Source organism: Allorhizobium ampelinum S4, from assembly GCF_000016285.1.
Taxonomy (GTDB): Bacteria; Pseudomonadota; Alphaproteobacteria; order Rhizobiales; family Rhizobiaceae; genus Allorhizobium; species Allorhizobium ampelinum.
Window position 1 is genome coordinate 47,525 of record NC_011986.1, and the last position, 20,350, is coordinate 67,874.

24 protein-coding genes are annotated in these 20,350 nt (G+C 59.6%); 17 read left to right on the top strand and 7 right to left on the bottom strand.

The window, feature by feature from the left end; genetic code table 11:
• The first annotated feature begins 10 nt into the window (after positions 1–10).
• Positions 11–583: a cytochrome c gene (locus AVI_RS28730; RefSeq protein ID WP_049777557.1), complete on the top strand. Its 573-nt coding sequence runs from the start codon at positions 11–13 to the stop codon at positions 581–583.
• Positions 584–594: 11 nt separating this feature from the next.
• Here AVI_RS28730 and cueR read toward each other — a convergent pair whose 3' ends face one another.
• The 3 genes from cueR to AVI_RS28745 form a co-directional block, all read right to left on the bottom strand.
• Positions 595–1,038: a Cu(I)-responsive transcriptional regulator gene (gene cueR / locus AVI_RS28735; RefSeq protein ID WP_012653056.1), complete on the bottom strand. Its 444-nt coding sequence runs from the start codon at positions 1,036–1,038 to the stop codon at positions 595–597.
• Positions 1,039–1,053: 15 nt separating this feature from the next.
• Positions 1,054–3,534 carry a heavy metal translocating P-type ATPase gene (locus AVI_RS28740; protein ID WP_012653057.1) on the bottom strand — a complete coding sequence of 827 codons (2,481 nt, stop codon included), beginning with the start codon at positions 3,532–3,534 and terminating at the stop codon, positions 1,054–1,056.
• A 152-nt stretch (positions 3,535–3,686) separates the two neighbouring features.
• The gene (locus AVI_RS28745) at positions 3,687–3,890 is read right to left on the bottom strand and encodes a heavy-metal-associated domain-containing protein (protein ID WP_012653058.1); all 204 of its coding nucleotides are present in this window, start codon (positions 3,888–3,890) and stop codon (positions 3,687–3,689) included.
• A 204-nt stretch (positions 3,891–4,094) separates the two neighbouring features.
• Here AVI_RS28745 and AVI_RS28750 point away from each other — a divergent pair, with 204 nt between their 5' ends.
• The 5 genes from AVI_RS28750 to AVI_RS28770 all read left to right on the top strand — a co-directional run bounded on the left by AVI_RS28750 (position 4,095) and on the right by AVI_RS28770 (position 10,048).
• Complete coding sequence (locus AVI_RS28750) at positions 4,095–4,469, top strand: hypothetical protein (protein WP_041700179.1); 375 nt, start codon at positions 4,095–4,097, stop codon at positions 4,467–4,469.
• A gap of 122 nt (positions 4,470–4,591) precedes the next feature.
• A complete protein-coding gene (locus tag AVI_RS28755; protein WP_012653060.1) occupies positions 4,592–4,996 on the top strand; it encodes a FixH family protein in 405 nt (134 codons plus the stop codon).
• Entirely contained in the window at positions 4,993–6,420 is a 1,428-nt protein-coding gene (locus AVI_RS28760; protein ID WP_012653061.1) for an efflux RND transporter periplasmic adaptor subunit, read from the top strand. Before AVI_RS28755 ends, AVI_RS28760 begins: the two co-directional genes overlap by 4 nt.
• Entirely contained in the window at positions 6,417–9,578 is a 3,162-nt protein-coding gene (locus AVI_RS28765) for an efflux RND transporter permease subunit (RefSeq protein WP_012653062.1), read from the top strand. The genes AVI_RS28760 and AVI_RS28765 overlap by 4 nt, the downstream gene beginning before the upstream one ends.
• A gap of 14 nt (positions 9,579–9,592) precedes the next feature.
• Entirely contained in the window at positions 9,593–10,048 is a 456-nt protein-coding gene (locus tag AVI_RS28770; RefSeq protein WP_012653063.1) for a DUF411 domain-containing protein, read from the top strand.
• A 211-nt stretch (positions 10,049–10,259) separates the two neighbouring features.
• Here the strand turns inward: AVI_RS28770 and AVI_RS28775 are convergent, their stop codons facing one another.
• Together AVI_RS28775 and AVI_RS28780 are read right to left on the bottom strand one after the other, a co-directional pair.
• On the bottom strand, positions 10,260–10,823 hold the full coding sequence (locus AVI_RS28775; protein WP_012653064.1) for a restriction endonuclease: 564 nt from the start codon (positions 10,821–10,823) through the stop codon (positions 10,260–10,262).
• 159 nt (positions 10,824–10,982) lie between these two features.
• Positions 10,983–11,459, bottom strand: a complete 477-nt coding sequence (locus AVI_RS28780) for a helix-turn-helix domain-containing protein (RefSeq protein ID WP_012653065.1) — start codon at positions 11,457–11,459, stop codon at positions 10,983–10,985.
• A gap of 383 nt (positions 11,460–11,842) precedes the next feature.
• Here AVI_RS28780 and AVI_RS30880 point away from each other — a divergent pair, with 383 nt between their 5' ends.
• The 7 genes from AVI_RS30880 (at position 11,843) to AVI_RS28815 (ending at position 15,506) form a co-directional block, all read left to right on the top strand.
• The gene (locus AVI_RS30880; RefSeq protein WP_071207580.1) at positions 11,843–12,118 is read left to right on the top strand and encodes a hypothetical protein; all 276 of its coding nucleotides are present in this window, start codon (positions 11,843–11,845) and stop codon (positions 12,116–12,118) included.
• 318 nt (positions 12,119–12,436) lie between these two features.
• Positions 12,437–12,895 (top strand): DUF3846 domain-containing protein, encoded by a 459-nt coding sequence (locus AVI_RS28790; RefSeq protein WP_041700154.1) that lies wholly within the window; start codon positions 12,437–12,439, stop codon positions 12,893–12,895.
• Positions 12,892–13,908 (top strand): hypothetical protein, encoded by a 1,017-nt coding sequence (locus AVI_RS28795; protein WP_080517093.1) that lies wholly within the window; start codon positions 12,892–12,894, stop codon positions 13,906–13,908. The genes AVI_RS28790 and AVI_RS28795 overlap by 4 nt, the downstream gene beginning before the upstream one ends.
• 28 nt (positions 13,909–13,936) lie before the next feature.
• A complete protein-coding gene (locus AVI_RS28800) occupies positions 13,937–14,386 on the top strand; it encodes a hypothetical protein (protein ID WP_041700156.1) in 450 nt (149 codons plus the stop codon).
• Between the two features lie 9 nt (positions 14,387–14,395).
• Positions 14,396–14,731, top strand: coding sequence for a hypothetical protein (locus tag AVI_RS30885; RefSeq protein ID WP_041700158.1), 336 nt, complete (start codon positions 14,396–14,398; stop codon positions 14,729–14,731).
• A gap of 48 nt (positions 14,732–14,779) precedes the next feature.
• A complete protein-coding gene (locus tag AVI_RS28810; protein WP_012653070.1) occupies positions 14,780–15,085 on the top strand; it encodes a hypothetical protein in 306 nt (101 codons plus the stop codon).
• 160 nt (positions 15,086–15,245) lie between these two features.
• Entirely contained in the window at positions 15,246–15,506 is a 261-nt protein-coding gene (locus AVI_RS28815) for a helix-turn-helix domain-containing protein (RefSeq protein ID WP_041700159.1), read from the top strand.
• 67 nt (positions 15,507–15,573) lie between these two features.
• Here the strand turns inward: AVI_RS28815 and AVI_RS28820 are convergent, their stop codons facing one another.
• Entirely contained in the window at positions 15,574–15,756 is a 183-nt protein-coding gene (locus AVI_RS28820) for a hypothetical protein (RefSeq protein WP_041700161.1), read from the bottom strand.
• A gap of 210 nt (positions 15,757–15,966) precedes the next feature.
• Between AVI_RS28820 and AVI_RS28825 the strand changes: the two genes are divergently transcribed.
• Both AVI_RS28825 and AVI_RS28830 read left to right on the top strand, forming a co-directional pair.
• Positions 15,967–16,206: a type II toxin-antitoxin system VapB family antitoxin gene (locus AVI_RS28825; protein ID WP_012653071.1), complete on the top strand. Its 240-nt coding sequence runs from the start codon at positions 15,967–15,969 to the stop codon at positions 16,204–16,206.
• A complete protein-coding gene (locus AVI_RS28830) occupies positions 16,206–16,640 on the top strand; it encodes a type II toxin-antitoxin system VapC family toxin (RefSeq protein ID WP_012653072.1) in 435 nt (144 codons plus the stop codon). The genes AVI_RS28825 and AVI_RS28830 overlap by 1 nt, the downstream gene beginning before the upstream one ends.
• 338 nt (positions 16,641–16,978) lie before the next feature.
• On the opposite strand, the gene AVI_RS31330 is transcribed toward AVI_RS28830, so the two are convergent.
• A complete protein-coding gene (locus AVI_RS31330) occupies positions 16,979–17,146 on the bottom strand; it encodes a hypothetical protein (protein ID WP_156753219.1) in 168 nt (55 codons plus the stop codon).
• A gap of 276 nt (positions 17,147–17,422) precedes the next feature.
• Between AVI_RS31330 and AVI_RS28840 the strand changes: the two genes are divergently transcribed.
• On the top strand, positions 17,423–19,012 hold the full coding sequence (locus AVI_RS28840; protein ID WP_012653074.1) for an RcgA family putative transporter: 1,590 nt from the start codon (positions 17,423–17,425) through the stop codon (positions 19,010–19,012).
• Complete coding sequence (locus AVI_RS28845; protein ID WP_012653075.1) at positions 19,002–20,003, top strand: alpha/beta fold hydrolase; 1,002 nt, start codon at positions 19,002–19,004, stop codon at positions 20,001–20,003. The genes AVI_RS28840 and AVI_RS28845 overlap by 11 nt, the downstream gene beginning before the upstream one ends.
• The last annotated feature ends 347 nt before the right edge of the window (positions 20,004–20,350 follow it).

The window sequence follows — 20,350 nt, forward strand, 5'->3', positions numbered from 1 at the left end:
GGAGTGTAGCATGGCATTGAAGGCGAGAGTGACGAAACTGGCCACTTCGGCGCTTTCAATAGTCATTTTCGGCACGGTGATCTCCTTGGCTATCGCTCAAAACGCCGCGCCCGGCAAGGTTGTCCAAAGACAGGACGGTATGAAGGCGATGGCAAACGCCGCCAAGTCCATCGACGCCATGTTCAAGGACTTGTCGCCCTATGACGCAAGAGCTTTCAAAGCGGCCGCCGAGACCATTCTGGCTCACTCGGGACCTAGCCTGTCGGCGCTGTTCGACGGTTCCGGTGCCACGCCTGGCTCAAAAGCCAGCACAATCATTGAAACCGACCGCCAACACTTCGACAAGCTGGCAAAGGACCTTGGCATCTACGCGTCAGCGCTGTCTGTCGCAGCTGACCGAAATCCCGACAGGCTTGGACCAGAAACGCGGATGCAAATAGGAGATGCCATGGGAGGCGGACCGCTCGCGAGAAAGGTCGACGCAGCGAGAGATGCAGCATCAATGCCCGCAGAACACGCTTTTCACATGATGCTTCAGACTTGCACGTCGTGCCACGCGACGTTTCGGGTCAAGACGGACTGATCAAATTCATTTTAGACAACGTTGGCGAGGCCAAACTTGGATGGCATACCAGGCCCGATGTTCTCCAGGGTGTCGGCGAAACCTTCGATGATCGGGCAGTCCGGCCGATCATCGCCGTGGCAATGGCTGGCGAGATGCTTCAACGTCTTCGTCATAGCGGCAATCGCCGCAGCCTTGCGCTCGAGTTCCGCGATGTGTTCAAGCGCGATCGCCTTGACGTCGGAGCTTGCCCGCGAACGGTCCCGCCACAGGGCTAGCAGCGTCTTCATCTGTTCGACCGAAAACCCGAGGTCACGAGCACGGCGAATGAACTGCAGCGTATGGACATCGCTGTCGCCGTATGTGCGGTAGCTGGACTCCGTACGGTGTGCGGGCGTGATCAACTTGATCTGTTCGTAATAGCGGATCATCTTGGTCGAGACGCCCGAAGCCTTGGATGCTTCACCGATGTTCATCGTGGTTTCCTTCCGTCAGGTTGTCTTGAAGCGTCGCAGGCGCAGGGCGTTGGCCAGTACGAACACGCTGGACAGGCCCATCGCGCCAGCGGCGAGGATCGGCGACAGCAGCGTGCCGTTAACCGGGTAGAGGACGCCGGCCGCAACAGGCACGAGGCTGACGTTGTAGGCGAAGGCCCAGAACAGGTTCTGCCGGATGTTGCGGATTGTCGCCTTGCTGATGGCAATCGCACGCGGCACGCCATTCAGATCACCCGACATCAGAACGACGTCGGCACTTTCTATAGCGATGTCGGTTCCGGTCCCGACCGCGAGGCCAATGTCGGCTTCCGAAAGGGCCGGCGCATCGTTGATGCCGTCGCCGATGAAAGCCACCTTGCGCCCGCCGCTCCGCAGCTTGCGGACCGCTTCGACCTTGCCGTCCGGCAGGACTTCGGCGACGACTTCGTCGATGTCGAGCTGGCGGGCGATGGCCTGGGCGGTGCGCCTGTTGTCCCCCGTGATCATCGCGACCTTGAGACCGAGCGCATGCAGGGTCTTGATGGCTTGCGGCGTCGTGTCCTTTATGGGGTCGGCCACTGCGATAATCGCGGCCAGTCTGCCGTCGATAGCGGCATAGAGCGGTGACTTGCCCGCATCGCCCAAGGCGGCCGCCTGCGCCGAGAACGCCGAGACGTCGATGCCGCTTTTCGTCATGGATCGGTCGGCACCGACCAGCACTGTCCGGCCGTCGATCCGGCCGCTCACCCCGTAGCCGGGGGCAGCCTCGAAATCAGAGACGTCGGAAAGTGAAAGGCCGTCGGCCTTCGCCGCTGCGACGATGGCTTCGGCGATCGGGTGTTCGGACTGCGTCTCCAGGCCTGCCACTAGCCGCAGCGTTTCGGCGCGGTCGAAGCCGTCGCTGACCACGAAGTCTGTCAATTCCGGTTTGCCCTTCGTCAATGTGCCGGTCTTGTCCAATGCGACGACATCGACATCGCGCAGTGTCTGGAGCGCTTCGCCCTTGCGAAAGAGGATACCGAGTTCGGCTGCGCGCCCAGTGCCGACCATGATGGACGTCGGGGTGGCAAGGCCCATAGCGCAAGGGCAGGCGATGATCAGTACGGCGACGGCGTTGATCAGAGCAAAGGTGAGCGCCGGCGAGGGGCCAAACAGCAGCCAAGCCAGGAAGGTGAGGGCGGCCGCGGCGATGACAGCCGGGACAAACCATCCCGTGACCCGATCGACAAGCGCCTGGATCGGCAGCTTCGAGCCCTGCGCCGCCTCGACCATTTTGATGATCTGGGCGAGAAGCGTGTCCGCGTCGATCTTCGTCGCCTCGAACGTAAAGGACCCCGTTTTGTTGATCGTGCCGCCAACGACATCGTCACCAGCGGATTTCTTTACCGGAACGGGCTCGCCCGTGATCATGGACTCGTCCACGTAAGAACCACCATCGACGAGGCGGCCGTCGACCGGGACTTTCTCGCCGGGGCGGATGCGCACTATGTCGCCGAGTGACACGGCTCCGATTTCGATCTCGACGAAGTCCTCGCCTCGCTTCACGTGCGCGGTCTTCGCCTGAAGGCCGATGAGGTGCTTGATCGCCTGACTGGTCTTGCCTTTGGCGCGCGCTTCCAGGTAGCGGCCGAGCAGGATCAGCGTGACGATAACGGCTGCCGCCTCGTAGTAGACGTTGGCGGTGCCAGAAGGCAGGACACCAGGCAGGAACGTCGCGACGACGGAATAACCCCAAGCGGCCGACGTGCCCAGCACCACCAGCGAATTCATGTCGGGGGTCCAGTGAAGCAGGTTGGGAACGCCCTTCCTGAAAAAGCGGAGCCCAGGTCCGAACAGGACGGCGGTGGCGAGCACGAACTGGATGACGAGGTTGTTGCCCATGCCGATGTTCACCATGATCCAGTCATGGAGGGCCGGGATGAAATGCGACCCCATCTCTAGGACGAACAGAGGAAGCGTCAGCGCCGCGGACAGGGCCAGCGACATCGTCAGGCGGTTGGCCTCGCGGTCTCGACGATCCTCGTCGTTGTCCGTGGAACGGACAGCGGTTATCCTGCGCACCTCATAGCCCGCGGCGCGTACGGCATCCTCAAGGACGAGTGTGGAGGTTCCGGAGACGACACGAACGGTAGCCTTTTCGGTCGCGAGGTTGACCGTTGCTTGTCTCACACCCTGAACGGACTTCAGTGCCTTCTCGACGCGGGACACGCACGAGGCACAGGTCATGCCCTCGACGCCGAGCTCGCGGGTTTCGAGTTTGGGTTCATAACCGGCCTTCTCGATAGCCTGGAGGACAGCTTCGGTTGGTACCACCTCATTATAGGTGACGGTTGCGCGCTCGGTGGCGAGGTTGACGATGGCGGAAGCGACCCCTGGAACAGCGGCGATGGCTTTCTCGACACGCACGACGCAGGATGCGCAGCTCATGCCTTCGATCCCGAAATCGGTTGGAAGGGGCAAGGTCTTGGAGGCTTCGATCTTCGGGATGGCAGTCATCGGGAAATCCTTTTGCTTAACTGCTCATATGGTTAGTCCTTCCAATCATGGGAAGGTCAAGAGGTGTCGTGGGAATTCGTACAACAGATTTCGCGGATAGAAAGTGCCTGGGTTAAGGCCGCCCCAGCAACAGGGACGGCCGCTGATCTAACTCAACGTGTCGTGTAAGACACCGGATATCCCGCGTCTTGGATCGCCTTGCCGATGATGGCCGGGTCCAGCGTTGTTTCGACAGTTGCGCTCTTGGAAGCGAGGTCTACGGTGGCGACTGCAGCCGGATCGGCGGCTTTGATGGCTTTCTCGACGGTGCCCTTGCAGTGGCCGCATGTCATGTTCTGGATATTGAACTCATACATCTTGATGTCTCCTGTCGATGTGCTGGTTTGATATGGGGCTTCCAACGATGGGAGGGTCAAGGCCCAGTGGCCAAGATTTGGCGTTTCCGAATCCGGGCACACGCGGATGGATCAACCTCTTCGACGAGATCCCGCATAAACAGCGGCAGCAATTTTCCGTGAGATGTCTTCCCATGGCGATGGCTCCGTGCCATGACTAGTGCCATGAGGTTCGTAAAGGTCATCTATCGACTGCTGTTCGTGACCGCCATTCTCGGGATCGTCATCGGTCCGATGAGCGTAGGCGCGGCTGACAGCGTCATGGCCGCCTCACTGCCTGTGGTGATGGACGGTATGGCTGGCATGGACATGCCTGACGACCTGCCGTGCTGTCCCGACGAACAACCGGACAAGCCAGACTGCGCGTGCAAATCCTGCCCGTTTGCTGTGATCTGCACGACGATGATCGTCGGTCAACTGGCAACCTCTCATTCCTGGTCGTTGAATATCGGTTGGGTCGCTCATCGGTTCCTCATGCCCCCGCATGGGGAGCTTGCTTCCTCACTGGTCTACCCGCCAGTCCGTCCTCCACGAGTCTGATCTCACGTCCTTGAACACGTCGTCGATTCAGCACGGCCGCAGGTTCGCGTCCGTGCTGTAGCGATGGCGATCCATTTGACTGAGGACGAGGTCGCAGACCCGTCCGAATGAGACATTGAACCATGAGAAATTTCACCTTTAACGCGAGGAGCCCGCTCTTCGCCGGCGCATTTCTGTTAGGCACCGCCAACGCTTCGTTGGCGGGAGCGCAGGACTACGAATTCCAAGCCGTCCAGACCGAGATCAAGCAGGGGCCGGCGGCGACCGTGTCCGTACGCCTGATCGACAAGCGCACGGGCAAGACCGTTCCCGACGCCGTTATCTTCACGACGCGGATGGACATGGCTCCCGATGGCATGGAAACGATGACCACAAAGGTAGACCTGGCAACCTCCGGGGAGCCGGGCGTCTACGCCTTTACGACCAATCTTTCCATGGAAGGCGGATGGCGTTTCCAGGTCGCCGCCAAGGTCCAGGGTGAGCCTGAGACCGTCAAGGGCGAAGTCGTCCTGAAGGCTGTCCCGTGAACATCCCGCGCATCATTGCCACGCTCTCCCTCGCCGCGATCGTCGGCGGGGGAGGCTATTGGGCCGGGAAGTACGATGTCGGTGCATTTTTTCAGGGGGGCGTCAAAGGGACCGGGATGGCCGCCGAGGCGGAACCGCGACGCGAAGGAACGGGAGCGGTGATCTATTACCGCCATCCGGACGGGTTGGCCGAATACTCCGCCACGCCAAAGAACACCGATGACGGGCGGCTATTCGTTCCTGTTCGAGCAAGCGAGGACATCAGCCTCGGCCCAAGCGGAGCCGTCGCGCCGTCACCCGATACGGCATCCGTCTCACTCGAGCGTAAAATCTTGTACTACCGCAACCCCATGGGGCTTCCCGACACGTCCAAGGTTCCGAAGAAGGATTCAATGGGGATGGACTATCTTCCCGTCTATGACGGCGACGTCAGCGACAGTTCAACGGTGAAGGTCCCTCTCGGTAAACTCCAGCGGACGGGGGTGAGGACTGCGCTGGCCGAAGTGACAACCGTCAGCCGGAAAATCCGAGTCCCCGGGACAGTCACATTGGACGAGCGTAGGGTGAGCATCATTTCGATGCGGGCAGATGCCTTCGTGGAGGACGTGGCGAATGTCACGACCGGCGATGCGATCACGAAGGGCGAAAACCTCTTTCAGTTCTATTCAAAGGAGATCGCCACCGCCGGAGCGGAATACGCAGCCGAGATGCGCAACGGGGCAAAGTCCAACCCTGACTCCGGGGCGGCGCTTCGTTTGAAAAATCTGGGCGTGCCCACGGCAACGATCGGCAGCATCGCGAGCGAGAGGAAAGTGCCGCAAAGTATCGCTTACACGTCGCCGCGTGACGGCGTCGTGCTCGAGCGTATGGCTGTGAGCGGCATGATGGCCGAGGCTGGCGACATTCTTTTTCGCATCGCAGACGTGTCCAGGGTCTGGGTAATCGCCGACGTGCCGGAATATGAGCTAAGCGCGGTCCGCAAGGGAGCCGTCGTTTCCGTGATCGTCCGCAATCTGCCCGGTACGACATTCAAGGGGACGGTCGATCTCATCTATCCCGAGGTCCAGATGCAGACCCGGACGACGAAGGTCAGGATCGAGCTTCCGAACCCTAGCGGCCAACTGATGTCCAACATGTATGCCGAGGTCGAGATCGAAGCCGGATCTGGAAACCCAGTCGTCGCCGTTCCCAACAGTTCGGTCATTGACACGGGCGACCGCCAGCTCGTCTTCATCGATAAGGGCGAGGGCAGGTTCGAACCGATGAACGTCGCGCTGGGTGTCCGAGGTGAGGACATGACCGAGATCACCAAAGGGATCGCCGCTGGCGACCGTGTGGTCGTGTCGGCCAACTTCCTGCTGGACGCCGAAAGCAACCTGAACGCCGCGTTGAGCGCGCTGACAGCGGATGAGGTGAAACCATGATTGCCAACATTATCTCATGGTCCGCCCGCAACTTGGTCCTCATCTTCGTCGGCGCTACTCTTTCCATCGCGGGCGGCGTCTATGCGTTGCGCACGCTTCCGCTCGATGCCATCCCCGACCTCTCAGACGTCCAGGTCATCGTGTTCACCGACTATCCCGGCCAGGCTCCGCAGGTAGTCGAGGATCAGGTCACCTATCCGCTGACGACCTCGATGCTGACCGTGCCGAAGTCTAAGGTCGTCCGTGGGTTCTCGTTCTTCGGCGTTTCGTTCGTCTACGTGATTTTCGAGGACGGAACCGACCCCTACTGGGCACGCAGCCGCGTGCTCGAATATCTGAACGCGGCCGCGAGCCGCCTGCCGGACGAGGTGTCACCGAGCCTCGGTCCCGATGCGACGGGTGTGGGCTGGGTTTACCAATACGCCGTCGTCGCCAAGGAACTGTCGCTGGCCGAACTTCGGTCGCTTCAGGACTGGGTCGTGCGCTTTGCCGTCTCCAAATCCGAGGGCGTTGCCGAGGTGGCCAGTGTAGGCGGCTTCGTCAAGCAGTACTCCATCGTCGTTGACCCGGCCCGCCTGAAGGCCCAGAGCGTCTCGCTTTCCGATATCGCCAACGCGGTCCGCTCCAGCAACCGCGACGTCGGTGGGCGCACGATCGAGCTTTCCGAGTTCGAGTTCATGGTCCGGGGCAAGGGCTACCTGCAGGGCATCAAGGACATCGAGAACATCGTCCTCAAGACGAATGCGGGGGTTCCGCTGCGTCTGTCCGACGTGGCCAGGGTCGAACTGGTCCCAGACGAGCGGCGCGGCATCACCGAACTGAACGGCGAGGGCGAGGTCGCCAGCGGGATCGTCCTTCAGCGAGACGGAGCAAACGCGCTGACCGTTATCGAAAACGCCAAGGAAAGCTTGGCGGCGGTACAAAACAGTCTCCCGGCAGGTACCGAGATCAAGCCCGTTTACGATCGCTCGACGCTGATAGAAGCGGCAATCGAAACCCTCAAAGCCACGCTCATCGAGGAGTCGATCGTGGTCGCCCTGGTGACGATCGCGTTCCTCTTGCACGTTCGCAGCGCGCTTGTGGCGATCATCATGTTGCCTATCGGCATCCTGATGGCGTTCATGGCGATGCGTGCGCTCGGCCTCGGTTCGAACATTATGAGCCTGGGCGGTATCGCCATCGCCATCGGCGCGATGATCGACGCGGCCATCGTCATGATCGAGAACGCCCACAAACATCTCGAGCGTGCGCCACCGGGCAAGCCTCGAACCGAGGTCCTTATCGAAGCGGCGAGCGAAGTCGGCCCCGCGCTGTTCTTCAGCCTGCTGATCATCACCGTGTCGTTCCTGCCGATCTTCACGCTGGAATCGCAGGAGGGCCGCCTGTTCGGGCCACTCGCCTTCACCAAGACGTTCGCCATGGCGGCGGCCGCACTGCTGTCGATCACGCTTGTCCCGGCACTGATGATCCTGTTCGTCCGGGGCCGCATTGTCCCGGAACACAAGAACCCCCTCAACCGACTGCTGATCTGGATATACCGCCCGGTGATCGCTGGCGTCCTGAAGGCCAAGAGCCTTACGATCCTGGCGGCTATCGTAATCCTCGCCGTGACCGTCTGGCCCGTCCAGCACATCGGCAGCGAGTTCATGCCCAGTCTCGACGAAGGTACGCTGATGTACATGCCGACAACGCTGCCCGGCCTGTCGGTGACAAAGGCTGCCGAACTGATGCAGACGCAGGACCGGATCATCAAGTCGTTCCCGGAAGTCGAGACTGTGTTCGGCAAAGCGGGGCGCGCGCTGACGGCGACCGATCCGGCTCCGACGGAGATGTTCGAGACGATCATCACCCTCAAGCCGAAATCCGAATGGCGACCGGGTGTCACCTCCGACAGTCTCAAGCAGGAAATGGACGCTGCCCTCCAGTTCCCTGGCGTCTCCAATGCCTGGACCATGCCGATCCGCGCCCGCATCGACATGCTGTCCACGGGGATCAGGACACCCGTCGGCGTCAAGGTATATGGCACCGAGCTGAAGGAGATGGAGAAGGTCGCCCGTGACATCGAGACAGTCCTCAAGACCGTTCCCGGAACGTCCAGCGCCTACGCCGAGCGTGTTATCGGCGGATACTATCTCGACATCATCCCTGACCGCATGGCTCTGGGGCGCTACGGACTTTCCATCGACGACGTCCAGGACGTGATCGGGATGGCTCTAGGGTCCGAGGTCGTGACCTCGACTGTCGAGGGCAGGGAGCGGTATGGCGTCGCCATCCGTTACCCAAGGGCGTTCCGAAGCGATCCACAATCCATCGCCAGTGACGTCCAGGTCTCCTTGCCGGGTGGCGGTACGGTACCGCTCGGCGAGGTCGCTAAAGTTAAGCTCACCCGGGGTGCGACGACCATACGGACCGAGAACGGCCAGCTAGCCCTCTATATCTTCGTCGATATCGCCAATCGGGACCTCGGGGGTTACGTAGCGGAAGCCCAGGCTTCCGTTGCAGCAAGCGTCGAGATGCCTCCAGGATATTCCGTCGCCTGGAGCGGCCAGTTCGAGTATCTCGAACGGGCGAAGGCCCGGCTGATGATCGTCGTCCCGCTGACGCTCGCGCTGATCTTCCTGCTGCTCTACCTCAATTTCAAGGCGCTGACCGAGACGCTGATTGTCATGCTGTCCCTGCCGTTCGCTCTGGTCGGCGGCATCTGGATGATGTGGTGGCTGAGCTTCAACGCCTCTGTCGCCGTGGCAGTCGGCTTCATCGCGCTCGCTGGCGTCGCAGCCGAGACCGGGGTGATCATGCTGATCTATCTCGACCACGCTCTCAGGGACGAGAAGGCGAAATGCGAAGTCGAGGGCAGGATATTCGGACGGCAAGACCTCAACAGGGCTATCATGTTTGGAGCTGTCGAACGGGTGCGTCCCAAGATGATGACCGTCGTCGCGATCATGGCGGGCCTGGTACCGATCCTTTGGAGCACGGGTGCGGGGTCGGAGATCATGCAACGGATTGCCGTGCCGATGATCGGCGGAATGGTATCGTCCACATTGCTAACGCTAATCGTTATCCCCGCCGTCTACGGGCTGGTCAAGGGCTACGGATTGACGGGTGCGCGCGAGGAAAAGCAAGTCCCGGCATCCTTGGCCGCAAATCGGATTTGAGAAGGAGAACCACGATGAAAAGAAGAGAATTCCTCTGGACACTGGCAGCCATCGGAGCATTGCCCGTTGTCGGAAAGGCGCGGGCAGCCGGCGAAAGCATGGTTGTCTATAAGGACCCGAACTGCGGCTGCTGCCGTGCCTGGGCCGACGCGATGACGAAAGCCGGGTTTGCCGTGAAGGCTGAAGACGTGGACGACATCAATGTGGTGAAGGACCGCTTTAAAGTCCCTGGCGATCTGCGGGGCTGCCACACCGCAGTCGTTGCCGGATACTACTTGGAGGGCCACGTTCCGCTGGAGGCGGTGACGAGACTGCTCGCGGAGAAGCCTGATATCGCGGGTCTCGCCGTACCGGGCATGCCTTTAGGGTCGTTGGGAATGGGGGGCAGCCCCAGCGCGTCGTACGACGTCATGTCCGTTGGGAAGGACGGCGCTAGCACGCTTTACCAGGCGGTCAGGTCAAAAGGCTAGTTTCTCGTAACTTCGCCTGACGCAATATATGCTCGCGAAGACGCCAGCGCAGCAGTCGCCGCCGCGCCGCCCCATCAGGGTGGCTCAAAGATACCGAAAGTGAATGCGGTTGCTTCAGCTAACAGCCTTCGCGGACTAACATGCGATATCCAGGGAGACACGGAAACCACGATTCGCATTTTCATCGGTCGGCATGTGATGCTCATCACCTTCAGTTCCTGCTATGCGTGCCGGTCGATCGTTCGATGTCGCCGGTGTTGAGAAAATCGAGCAACCGCTGACCGTTGACGATCGTCAGGTTCGGGTTCGCGGCTGCAACATCCTTCGCGCCGGCGCCCGTCCGTCCGGTATGGATGAAGATCCCGCTGCAGTCCCGTGCAGCGAGGACAGCGCTGAAGGCCGCCACATGAGCGCGGTTGATGTGTTTGCCGTATCGCTTTGCCTGTAAAAGGTACGTTTCTCCCTCGATAACCACCGAACCATCCAGCCCGCCATCACCGCTATAGGACGCGTTGCGCCGAACGACATGGCCGCGCCGCTCAAAAGCCTCGAGCAAAAGTTCCTCGAATGTCAGGGGATCGATCTTGCGAAGGTAAGCCAAGCGCTGCGGCATTAGCGGAATGGTGTTGATCTTTGCCAGAACGCGGCGGGCCTGGTCCTGCTTGCGGCGGTGACGTCGCTCCTTGGCCTTCGGCCGGAGCAGCCGTCGCAACAGCAGAGCGGCCGCAAAAAGCGCGAGCGCGGCCGCAAGGATCATTATCTCAGAGGGCTGCATGCAGCCCTGCCCTACGGGGGCCTGCGGCGGCTTTCCCTGTTATGGTCTGTGCGATGACTGCCAAGTGTTGCTCAACCCTCGCCGCTGCGGTCGCGGCCCCCATCCAACGCCAACCCAATGAGACCGAAATAGAGGCGCGGCTTACGCCGCGCCCCTATCTCAGCGGCCCGCCGTGGGTGTCGGTTTTTTCTCCATCGAGACAACCAGCTTGAAAATCCGCTCAAGACCTTCCGTGTCGAGCTGTCGGATTTCTGAGATCGTATTTTGCAGGAGCCGGGAATGTTCCTGATTTTCGCCCCATAGATGCGGAGCGGCAGGGGCTAGGATTTCCTCTGGCGTAGCGTCCAGAACTTCGCAGAGATGAATTAGCCGGGAGACGGTCAGTCGGGAAACACTCGTTTCGTAGCGATGATAGACCGCGTTACTCAAGCCAAGCAGAGGAGCGATTTTGGAACGTGACAAGGACCGTTTATCGCGGGCCTCCCGAATGCTCGTACTGATTTTGTCGTCCAGTTCCGCATTCAGATGGACTTTGCCGTGATAGGGCTTCCGATAGACCGGCTTTTCAAGATCAGGATCCTGGACCAGCTGTAGGCCGAGTTGTTCAACCCAGTTTTCTATCGTTGGACCTGCCATGGTTTTACCGCGCTGTAATTTCTAAGCCTGATTCTTTGTTACCGAATTGGCTACATGATAGGAACCCTGAAACATAGGTTTTCGGCTAAATTTGGCGCATCGCTTCGCGACCCCGCTCTATGCCTTCGGCACGGAGCCGCTGGAAAAGCGTCTCCGCCCTTCGGGTAACGATCGCTTGCGCAGCGCGGCGGTCGCCGCGAAACAAATAATGGTTTGCGCCATATTGGGCTATTCACTGGCATTTACAGTTTGATCGCAAGATACCATATTGCATCAAACCGAGGTCAGGTTGTGACAGGACACTAGCCCGTTCTGCCATGCCGGCAGGGGGCCGCTCTGCCTCGAAACAGGGCGGCCCCTTTTTATTTCTGGGTATCATCGTCGTGGATATTTTCATTCCAGCAGTCATCGCTTTGGCCGGCTACGTATGGCTCGTGTTGAGAGCGAACCGAACCTTCCACGCCATTCGCAAAGAGAGGTTCGAGCACACAAATGCCGCTGGCGTTCTGCAATTCGACACCTACGAAGAGTTGCGCAAATTCGAGGGCCGCGAAGCCAGCAATCAATTCTGGATCAACGTCGCCGCCGTTCCTGGCGGCGTCATTCCGCTCGCCGCTATTTTCGCTATCATCGCGTCGATAGCTGAGATGTCCTCCTGAAGAACCCTTCCGCGTGGGTAGATCAACGGTGACACCTTCGGTGTCCTGCTTGCTGGATGAGGGAAAGAGGAGCGCTGCCCTCTCTCCCTCGCAAGCGAAAAAACGGTATCCCCGTCCTTCCTTCGCGCTTTGCGCTCCGTGCAGGATCGCCGCTTGCGCGCCGACCCTCCGTCTTCGCCTTCGGGCGGGCGAACCCCCTCCGTTTTATTCCCTTGCCACCCTCTCTCCCGCTGCTCCGCGCGAACTCGGGAGCAGGAGCGGGGCTCCTGCCCACGAGGGGCACGAGAAGACCGCTTCGCGGAAATGGAAGGGCTAGACATGACCAAAACAGTAACCGTTTACCTGTTGGACCCGGAGGCCGGGACCATTCAAACCGTCGAGATCGACGCGCGCAGCGCCTTTGCTCAAACCTACACCTTGATTGGATGCGAGCTGGTTCAGGTGGTGCCGTTCGATAGCCACCATGTGCTCGTCATCGATGAGGACGGGTTACAGGATGGACTAACATCCTTCACCATCGCAGATGGATACCCGCAGCCATTGGCCGGGAAAATTGTCCTTGTCGGTGCACAAAACGGCGAACACTTCACGCCTCTCCAAATGACCATCGAAGACGCCGCCAAACTGTTCACCGTGTGCAAACCGGTGCTTGATCCGGTTTTTGCGTCAATCGATGAGACGACCATGAAGGGGGTTATCCTTGCCGGTTTTCTGACCGGTCTGCAAACGCGGATCACTCGCACCATGCCCACCGTCATGGCGGGGGTGAAGAAATGAGCATCACCGTTGCATTCTTCGAGCGGGAAGCCGCCGACCGCGTTTTAGGAATCGTAGCAGACACCTTCGCCGCCAAGATCGCGGTGAAGGACATCGAGCATAATTTCAGCTGGCTCACCCACTCGCCCGAACGTCGCGCAGACCGCGAACTTGAGGCACTGGCCCAGCGGCTGAACGATTTTGCCAACTATGCCATGGACCTTTGGACGGAGGCCGCGACCCCTATCCCCGGTCCCGAAATCGAGGCTTTCACGCGACGGCACATTGACGTCACTCGCAAATATTGGGCAGCGGAAAGCCGTTGCGCCAACTGGATGATAACCGGCCCTGCCCGCTTTCCTGTTGCTCGCAACGAAAAGCGCATGCGGGTTTCCGACGCCCGCCGTGCTGATATCGCCGCCCATGCGGAAAATGCCCGCAAAGCAATCAGGCGCAAGGCATACCCGCACGGAGCGGACGGCGAGCCGATCCGCTCCGGCGACCCCGAAGCGTTGCAGCGCATCGCATCGCGCATCGAGGACCTGGCCTTGTCCATCGACAGGATGAAACGCGCCAACGCCATTATTCGCCGGATGGAAAAGGACCATGCCAGCGAAGCCGACATATTGGCTCGCGTGGTGTCGGAAACCGGCTTGGCAGAAGAGCAGGCGGCACGGGGCATCACGATTGCGCCGTGGCAGAGCAGGCGCGGCTTTTGCACCACCAACACCCGCGCCGAGCTTCGCCGCATGCAGCAGCGCCTAGCGCGCCTCGCGGCGATGAAGAAGCGCGGCGACAGGTCGGAGGAAGTCGAGACGGAAGCGGGAGCCGTGGAGGTGAAGGAAAACACCGAAATAGCCCGCATCCAGATGATTTTTCCCGGCAAACCCGACGAGGAAGCCCGCCGCATCCTCAAATCCCATGGCTTCCGTTGGTCGCCCTCGCAAGGCGCGTGGCAGCGTCACCTTAACGAGGCGGGACGCTATGCCGTCAAAACCGTCTTGAGCAAGATCAGCGGCGCTAGCGCCGCTTGATCCTCCCAACACATTGAGGATTCGTGAGATGACCGAGCAGATTTTTACCGTCATGGAATTTTGCGGCAAGGGCGACCCGATGTTCGGCGGCAATGCCGCCGATTGGGGACTCTATACGACCGAGGACAAGGGGCACGCGTTCATGTGTGCCGCCGACGCGCAGCGCCGCGATCTGGTCAAAGCCTATTTCCCGACCGAGAAGGAGGGAAAGGCAGCTGGTGAAGGCGCGAGCCATAGAAACGGACTGATTTCCGTTCTGCCGGTGCCACATGACGCGCGCATTCCCGTAGCGCAGCTTCGCTGGATCGTCGGGAACATGCACGTTGGCACGAGCGACGAGGACTTGACCGCCGATATCGTCGCCCGTTCGGAAAGCTGGCCGCTAGGCCAGTACGCGGATTACGTGGCTCAGGCCTGCGCCTACGCGCTTGCCAGTCACCGAGCTAATCAGAGGCTTTATGCCCACTTCCGGTTCTAGGAAACAACCATGACGCACTCTGTTTGCAAACGCTGTGGTGGCGGCTTCTGGGAAAGCGAGAAAGGCGCACGGGAGGAAGACCTTTGCGACGAATGCGAGGGAAAGGTCGCGCCCAAGAGGGCGGCCCGCCGCAGCGTGGAGGTGTTTGATATTCCGTCCGGCCTTGGCGGGAGCCATACCGTCGAGATTGTCAGCGAATTGCAAGGCGGTATGGTGCGGCTGCGCGTCTGGTACGGGCGCGCAACCGCGACAGGCTGGGAACCGTGGAAGGATTGGGACGGCTACCGTTTCGACGCTGACCGCGCCGAGTTGAAAAACAAGCGGACAATGCCGCTTTTCAAATAGCCCCCTGGCCGCGCCGATCGCGCGGCCCGTCCATCAGGAGGACCGACAATGAGCCGATATCCCATCACCGTAAAATCAGCGCTTCAGACCGATGAAAACGCCGTAATCGGTTTCGACCAGCCGTTGCGCACGTACTTTCTGCAGGCGTTCCCCGACGAGGCGACGGACGCTTGCGCGCTATGGCTTGGAGGCTTTCTTGAAGAGTATCCGAGCCTTGAATCAATTATCAATGCGGCTCGCGCCGAGGGATATGACGTTCACGGGCTGACCCATGATGTCATCATAGCCTTGACCAAGGAAGGCGGGACGCCGACGCCGCCCAGCATTGCGGAGCGGCTTGGCATCGTTCGATAAGCAACCAATCGAAGCTTGTGTTTTGGGGCCGGTTTTACCAGACTGGCCCCGCTTGCGTTTTCGGAGGTCGGACCCAAGCCGCATCGAGCGGCCCAGGTCCGAACGAGGGGAGCCCTTGCCCCTCCCCTCGGGCTCCCCTCCCACCCAAAGGAGAAATCAGATGAGCAGGTTTGAGCCGTTGACGGTCGAAATAGGACGACGCCTTGAGATTGTCCGACAAGATGCCGGAAGTTCACCAGACAAATTCGCGTCCAGCCTGAACGTGAGCCAAGAGCTCTATCAGGCATATGCGGACGGAGAGGCTGAAATGCCGATGGCGGTCATGAGAGCGCTCTACGATGTACACGGGGTCAATCCCGCTTGGTTGCTGGCAGGCGAACAGGACCGATACATGCCCAAAGGACCTGTTGCGGCGCAGTAACCCGTTGGCTGCATCACCGATCAGAAATATTGGAAGGAGGCTGCAAACTGTTGGCCCCCTCCCTTCCTTAGGTTTGGGCAGCGTAGAAAATGGCGAAATTGATCGCCAGCAGGACGAACAGCGTGCCGATGAAAGCCAGAAAAAAGACGCCGATTTTTTTGAGTAGGCTTTGCGGCTGCTTCTTGCGGCTAAACGCAACGACGCCTGCCGCGCCTGCCGAAATGCCGATGATGGCCGGGAGTGACATCATGTCTTGGACCTTTCGAATGGTCGCACGAGCCCGCTTGTGCGGGAATCCGTGCTTGATTACGATGTAGTTCAAGACGTTCTTAAAGTTGCGCTTCCTAAATGCCGCAAGGTTAGGTCACGCATGCAGCGACGTTTTCCACCGAAAGACCGAGAAATGATTGCGAGCATATGCAATTCGGGATATTATAATATCCTCGAAGGGATATGTATCATGCCGCTCTACATCAAAGATCCGGAAGTCGATACGCTCACCGAAGAGCTGATCCGCTTGACCAAAACATCCAAGGTTGATGCCGTGAAGACGGCGCTTAGGCGCGAGATCGCCAGCCGCAAGGGCAGCTTGCCCATGCGCGAGCGCCTGGCTAAGTCTCTCGCGATGGCGAGGGACGCCGGTCCCTTTGCGCCGGGGGATCACAAACGAGAAACTGACGAAATGTGGGGCGAAGACTGATGCTATTCGTTGACGCTTCCGTGGCCGTCGCAATCCTAGCCGGCGAAGACGACGCCGGCGAGCTGATGCACAGGCTTGAACAGCATGACGGCCCCTTTTACGTGTCGGCCGTGGTTCGCATGGAAGCCTCGCTTTCGCTGACGCGGCGCATGGCCGAAGCGACAGGCCGCGACCGGCCTGCGACCCCTGACATGCTCGCTACGGCGCGAAGGATGGTCGATCAGTTCTTCGCGGACCTTGAAGCCAAGGAAGCCATGATCTCGGGAGACGTGGGGACCAAGGCGCTGGACGCTGCACAGCAGTTCGGAAAGATCGTCAATCACCCGGCAAAACTGAATATGGGCGATTGCTTCACCTATGCCTGCGCCAGAGCCTACCGCACGAAGATCGCTTACAAGGGCAACGACTTTGCCGAAACCGATCTCGGTTGGTGACCGTCAATAGGAACGCGCGAGGTAGTCATGTCTGAAGATGTATCGCATATTCTCCATGCCGATGGGTCGAAGGCGAACGACGCTGGAAATATGACGATGCCGGCTTTGATATCTTCGACACATATGAAGCTGCGAAGGAGGACGCCCTACAGCTACGAGAAGACATCGCGCGTCAGGGCGAAACTGAGTGGACACCTGTCCAGATCGAGAAGCTTGTCCTCGCCCCCATGAACAGGGAAAATTTGCTGCTTCTTTTCAATTCCGGCTTTGAGGCCGCTGTCATCGACCACGAAGTGTTGGACGTGATCGATTAAGGTCAGCCGCGACGAGCGGGATGTTCACATCCGGCGTGGAGCGCCGAGGAGCAAATCCATTTCCTGGGGCGTCAGAACAGCGCCGGTTTTGAGAATGTAAGCTGCGACATAGGTCAGCTTGTCATTCACCTCGCTCTCACCCTGCGGCCGGTATTGAAGGATTGCCTGTCGGGCTTCTGCTTCTTTTCTCATCAGAGCGTCGTCAAATTGAGCGCCGTCTGCCATCGCATGGAGCGTGGCAATGTGCTGATCAATCAACTCCTCAAGCCATGTCTCAGTGGTCTCCTTGCACACGAGCGCTTTGTGCGTGCGATGACGGGATGAGCGTGGATCGGATGACGACAAATCTATCATGGCTGAACAACTCACTGATCTATGAGCGTCCTAGCGTAGACCACTGCTTGCGGATGAAGGCACGATACACTACGAAGTTCCACGAAACGAAACGAAATCAGCGCCGGTAAGCCTTTGGAGAAGAACGGAAAGTTTTTCATCGCGCCCCCTAAGGATGGGCGGGATTTTAAGGAACTGTTCAAGGACCTTGCCGCTGCGGGGGCTGGACGTCCGCTGGACAGCGACGGCTTTCCATCGGGTCCATGGACGCCGGAGCTTCTGGCCGAAGCGATTTCGCAGATAGATTCCAATCATGTTGGCGTCGATTTGCGAACGGTACAGCTCTGGTTTCAGGAGAACGACAAGGGTGTGAGCGCGGCCAACATTCGCTGGCTTGCGAGGGTTTTCGGATGCGATGACCCGTTAGCGACGAGTGAATGGCAAATGGAGCTCATCGCGGCTCAGTCCCGGTTGGCCGCAAAGAGGCGAGGTTCGAGAAAGCCGGGAAACCGCCCCAATCCGATTCCGGATCTTCCGCTTGCCGAGACCGAGTCCGTTGAGATCGTCTATGCGGCGCAAGCCTATGCGCAGACCCAAAAGCCGCGCTTCAGTCTTGGCCGAACGTCGGAGGCGGTCTTCACACGCGGCTCGCCCCTGAATCTGCCCGCTTCGGTCTTCGCAGGCGCGTCGGGCCTCGGATTTCTGGCCTATATCATGGGCATTCACAGCGCGATCTACACCCGAGCCGATGGCATTGTTAAGCAGGTCGGGTTCCTTTGGGCACCCAACTGGACCTTTTTGTTTATGGTCCTCCTGCCCGTGTTTTTCGTGCTGGTGACGGAGCTTCTGGTTTACTGGAAAAACAATGGCCGGATGGTGCTGGCGGGCCATGGCGACAGACTCCAGAGCGGCCGCGATTGGGAACATCACCTGAAGGCCTATTCCTACTCCTATTGGGCCGTTTTCGTCATCTGCATTCCCTTCGCGGGTATCTTCCAGTGGATTGCGGTGGATCTGATGCCGCTGCTGAAAGGAAAAGGCGACTATGCGATAAGTTGGGGAACGTTGGCGCTCATTCGGCCGGAGGTGATCTCGGTGCCAATGTCGATCGTCTTCACAGGCCTTGCCTATCTCTACATGTGCCTGTGCTTCTATCTGCTGTTTGCGGGCCTTATTCTCCTCCATGCGATCCTCCATGACCTCTGGACGATTGAGGGTGTCACACAGTTGCATCCGGATGAGTTTCAGCGGGAAGCCGGGGCGATAGCCCTGGGAGTGATGCGGGGGATATTCCGGTGCACCACGGTTGGTATTTTGGTCGCCATCTGCATGAAGCTTCAAAGCGCCTACCTCGCCTCGAACGGCAAGGACATCGTGACGTGGCTCTTGAACGATAGCTCGGTTGTCATTGACGGCTATGCCAATGGCCGCAATGGCTTCCACTACAGAATGCCAACGCATTTCAGCAGTCTATTGGTGGCGATTTCGTCCTGTGTAGGCTTCGTGATCGGGTCCGTTCGGTTTGCAAGACGCTTCCACATGCCGCTATGGCGTATGTCGGTGGTCGTCGCGTTGCTCTTTGCAACCTACATGCTGATCGATGCCTTTGACGGTTTCTCGATCCTCCTTGGTATCGCAACCCTGCTCGCGACATACGCCCTTTTCGATCCGGAGTTCGGGCGGTGGCGCGCAGACGAGATAGAAAGCGATCAACGTGTTTCATAGCTGGCTTGATGGTTGGGACGAGCGGCGCGCGCAGCGTGGTGACGAGGCCAAGAAGACAACGCCTTTCGTGATCGACGCCGATCGCGCCTTTCCCGGTGCGCAGAGTACCGCGTCTCTGGAAGAATTTTGTCTGCTTGCCGGCAAAGCCGCTTCCGATCCGGGTTTCTTCGAGCGACCGAGCGGGAGCGTTGAAGGATTTGAAAGAAAGGACGGATGGCTCAAGTTCCCGTCCGATATCGCGACGGACGTTGACGAGAACAATACCGTCTGGGCCAAAATCACGGAAAGCGCGTCATGCAAAAAGGCACTGGTGATTTTCCACCACTGGAATGCCGACGCCCGGAATGCCCAGATTGCGACATTGTTTTCGAGGCGCGGCATCACCGTGATCGAGATCGCGATGCCCTATCATTTCGAACGCAGCCGTCCCGGCTCGCTGTATGCCGACTACATCCTCAGTGCCAATCTCGGGCGAACGCTCCAGTCCATGAGGCAAGCGGTTTGCGATGGCCGGAAAGTCATTGGCTGGCTGAAAAGCGAAGGCTATCGCGAGATTTCGGTTCTCGGCATGAGCCTGGGCTCTTGGGTCGCAGGATTGATCACGGCGCACGAGCCCGCCGTGTCGAAAGCCTCGCTGTTTCTGACAGCCGGTAGCCTCGCTGACATGGTTTGGACAGGGCGCGCAACACGATCCATACACGACAGCCTTGCGCCCCATATCGAGCTGGACGACCTCAGACGTGCGTGGGGACCGCTCAACCTCGAGAACTACGCGCAAAATTTGGCGCGACCCGATTTAAGGCTTCACATTGTCCTTGCGAAACGAGACACGGTCGTTTTGCCCGGTCTATCGTCCCGATTTATGCAGAAGCTCAAGAATGTCGGCGCTTCGCCTCACATCCTCGAACTGAACTGCGGGCATTATTCGCTTGGTATTCCGCCTTACATCCTGCGAGCTGGCACGAGCTTGAACAGCTTCCTGTCGCGCTGATCAGTTCCACCGTCATGCCTCAAGCGCGCGCTCGCTGACCGCGTTGAGCGGCCATCAAGTGCAATGAGGGGAGCCCCCTTCGGCGCCTCCCCTCAAACTCCCCTTCCCCCGCACGATGGACGCCCCGCAAGCGGGTCGGCTCATTGAGGCTTGTTGGCGTTTCCGGCCGGAGACGTCCTGATGTGTGCCCGCACCGCTGCAGCATGACGGCGATGGAAATCCGCCCTTGCGGTCGGATCGCGATTTGCCGGTTGAAGGCAAAGGCGACGGCCGGGGCTACGAAGGCCGCGTTTACCGGTCTCTCCTTGGTGGCTGTCCGTAATCTAATGCTGCGCACGATACGGCAG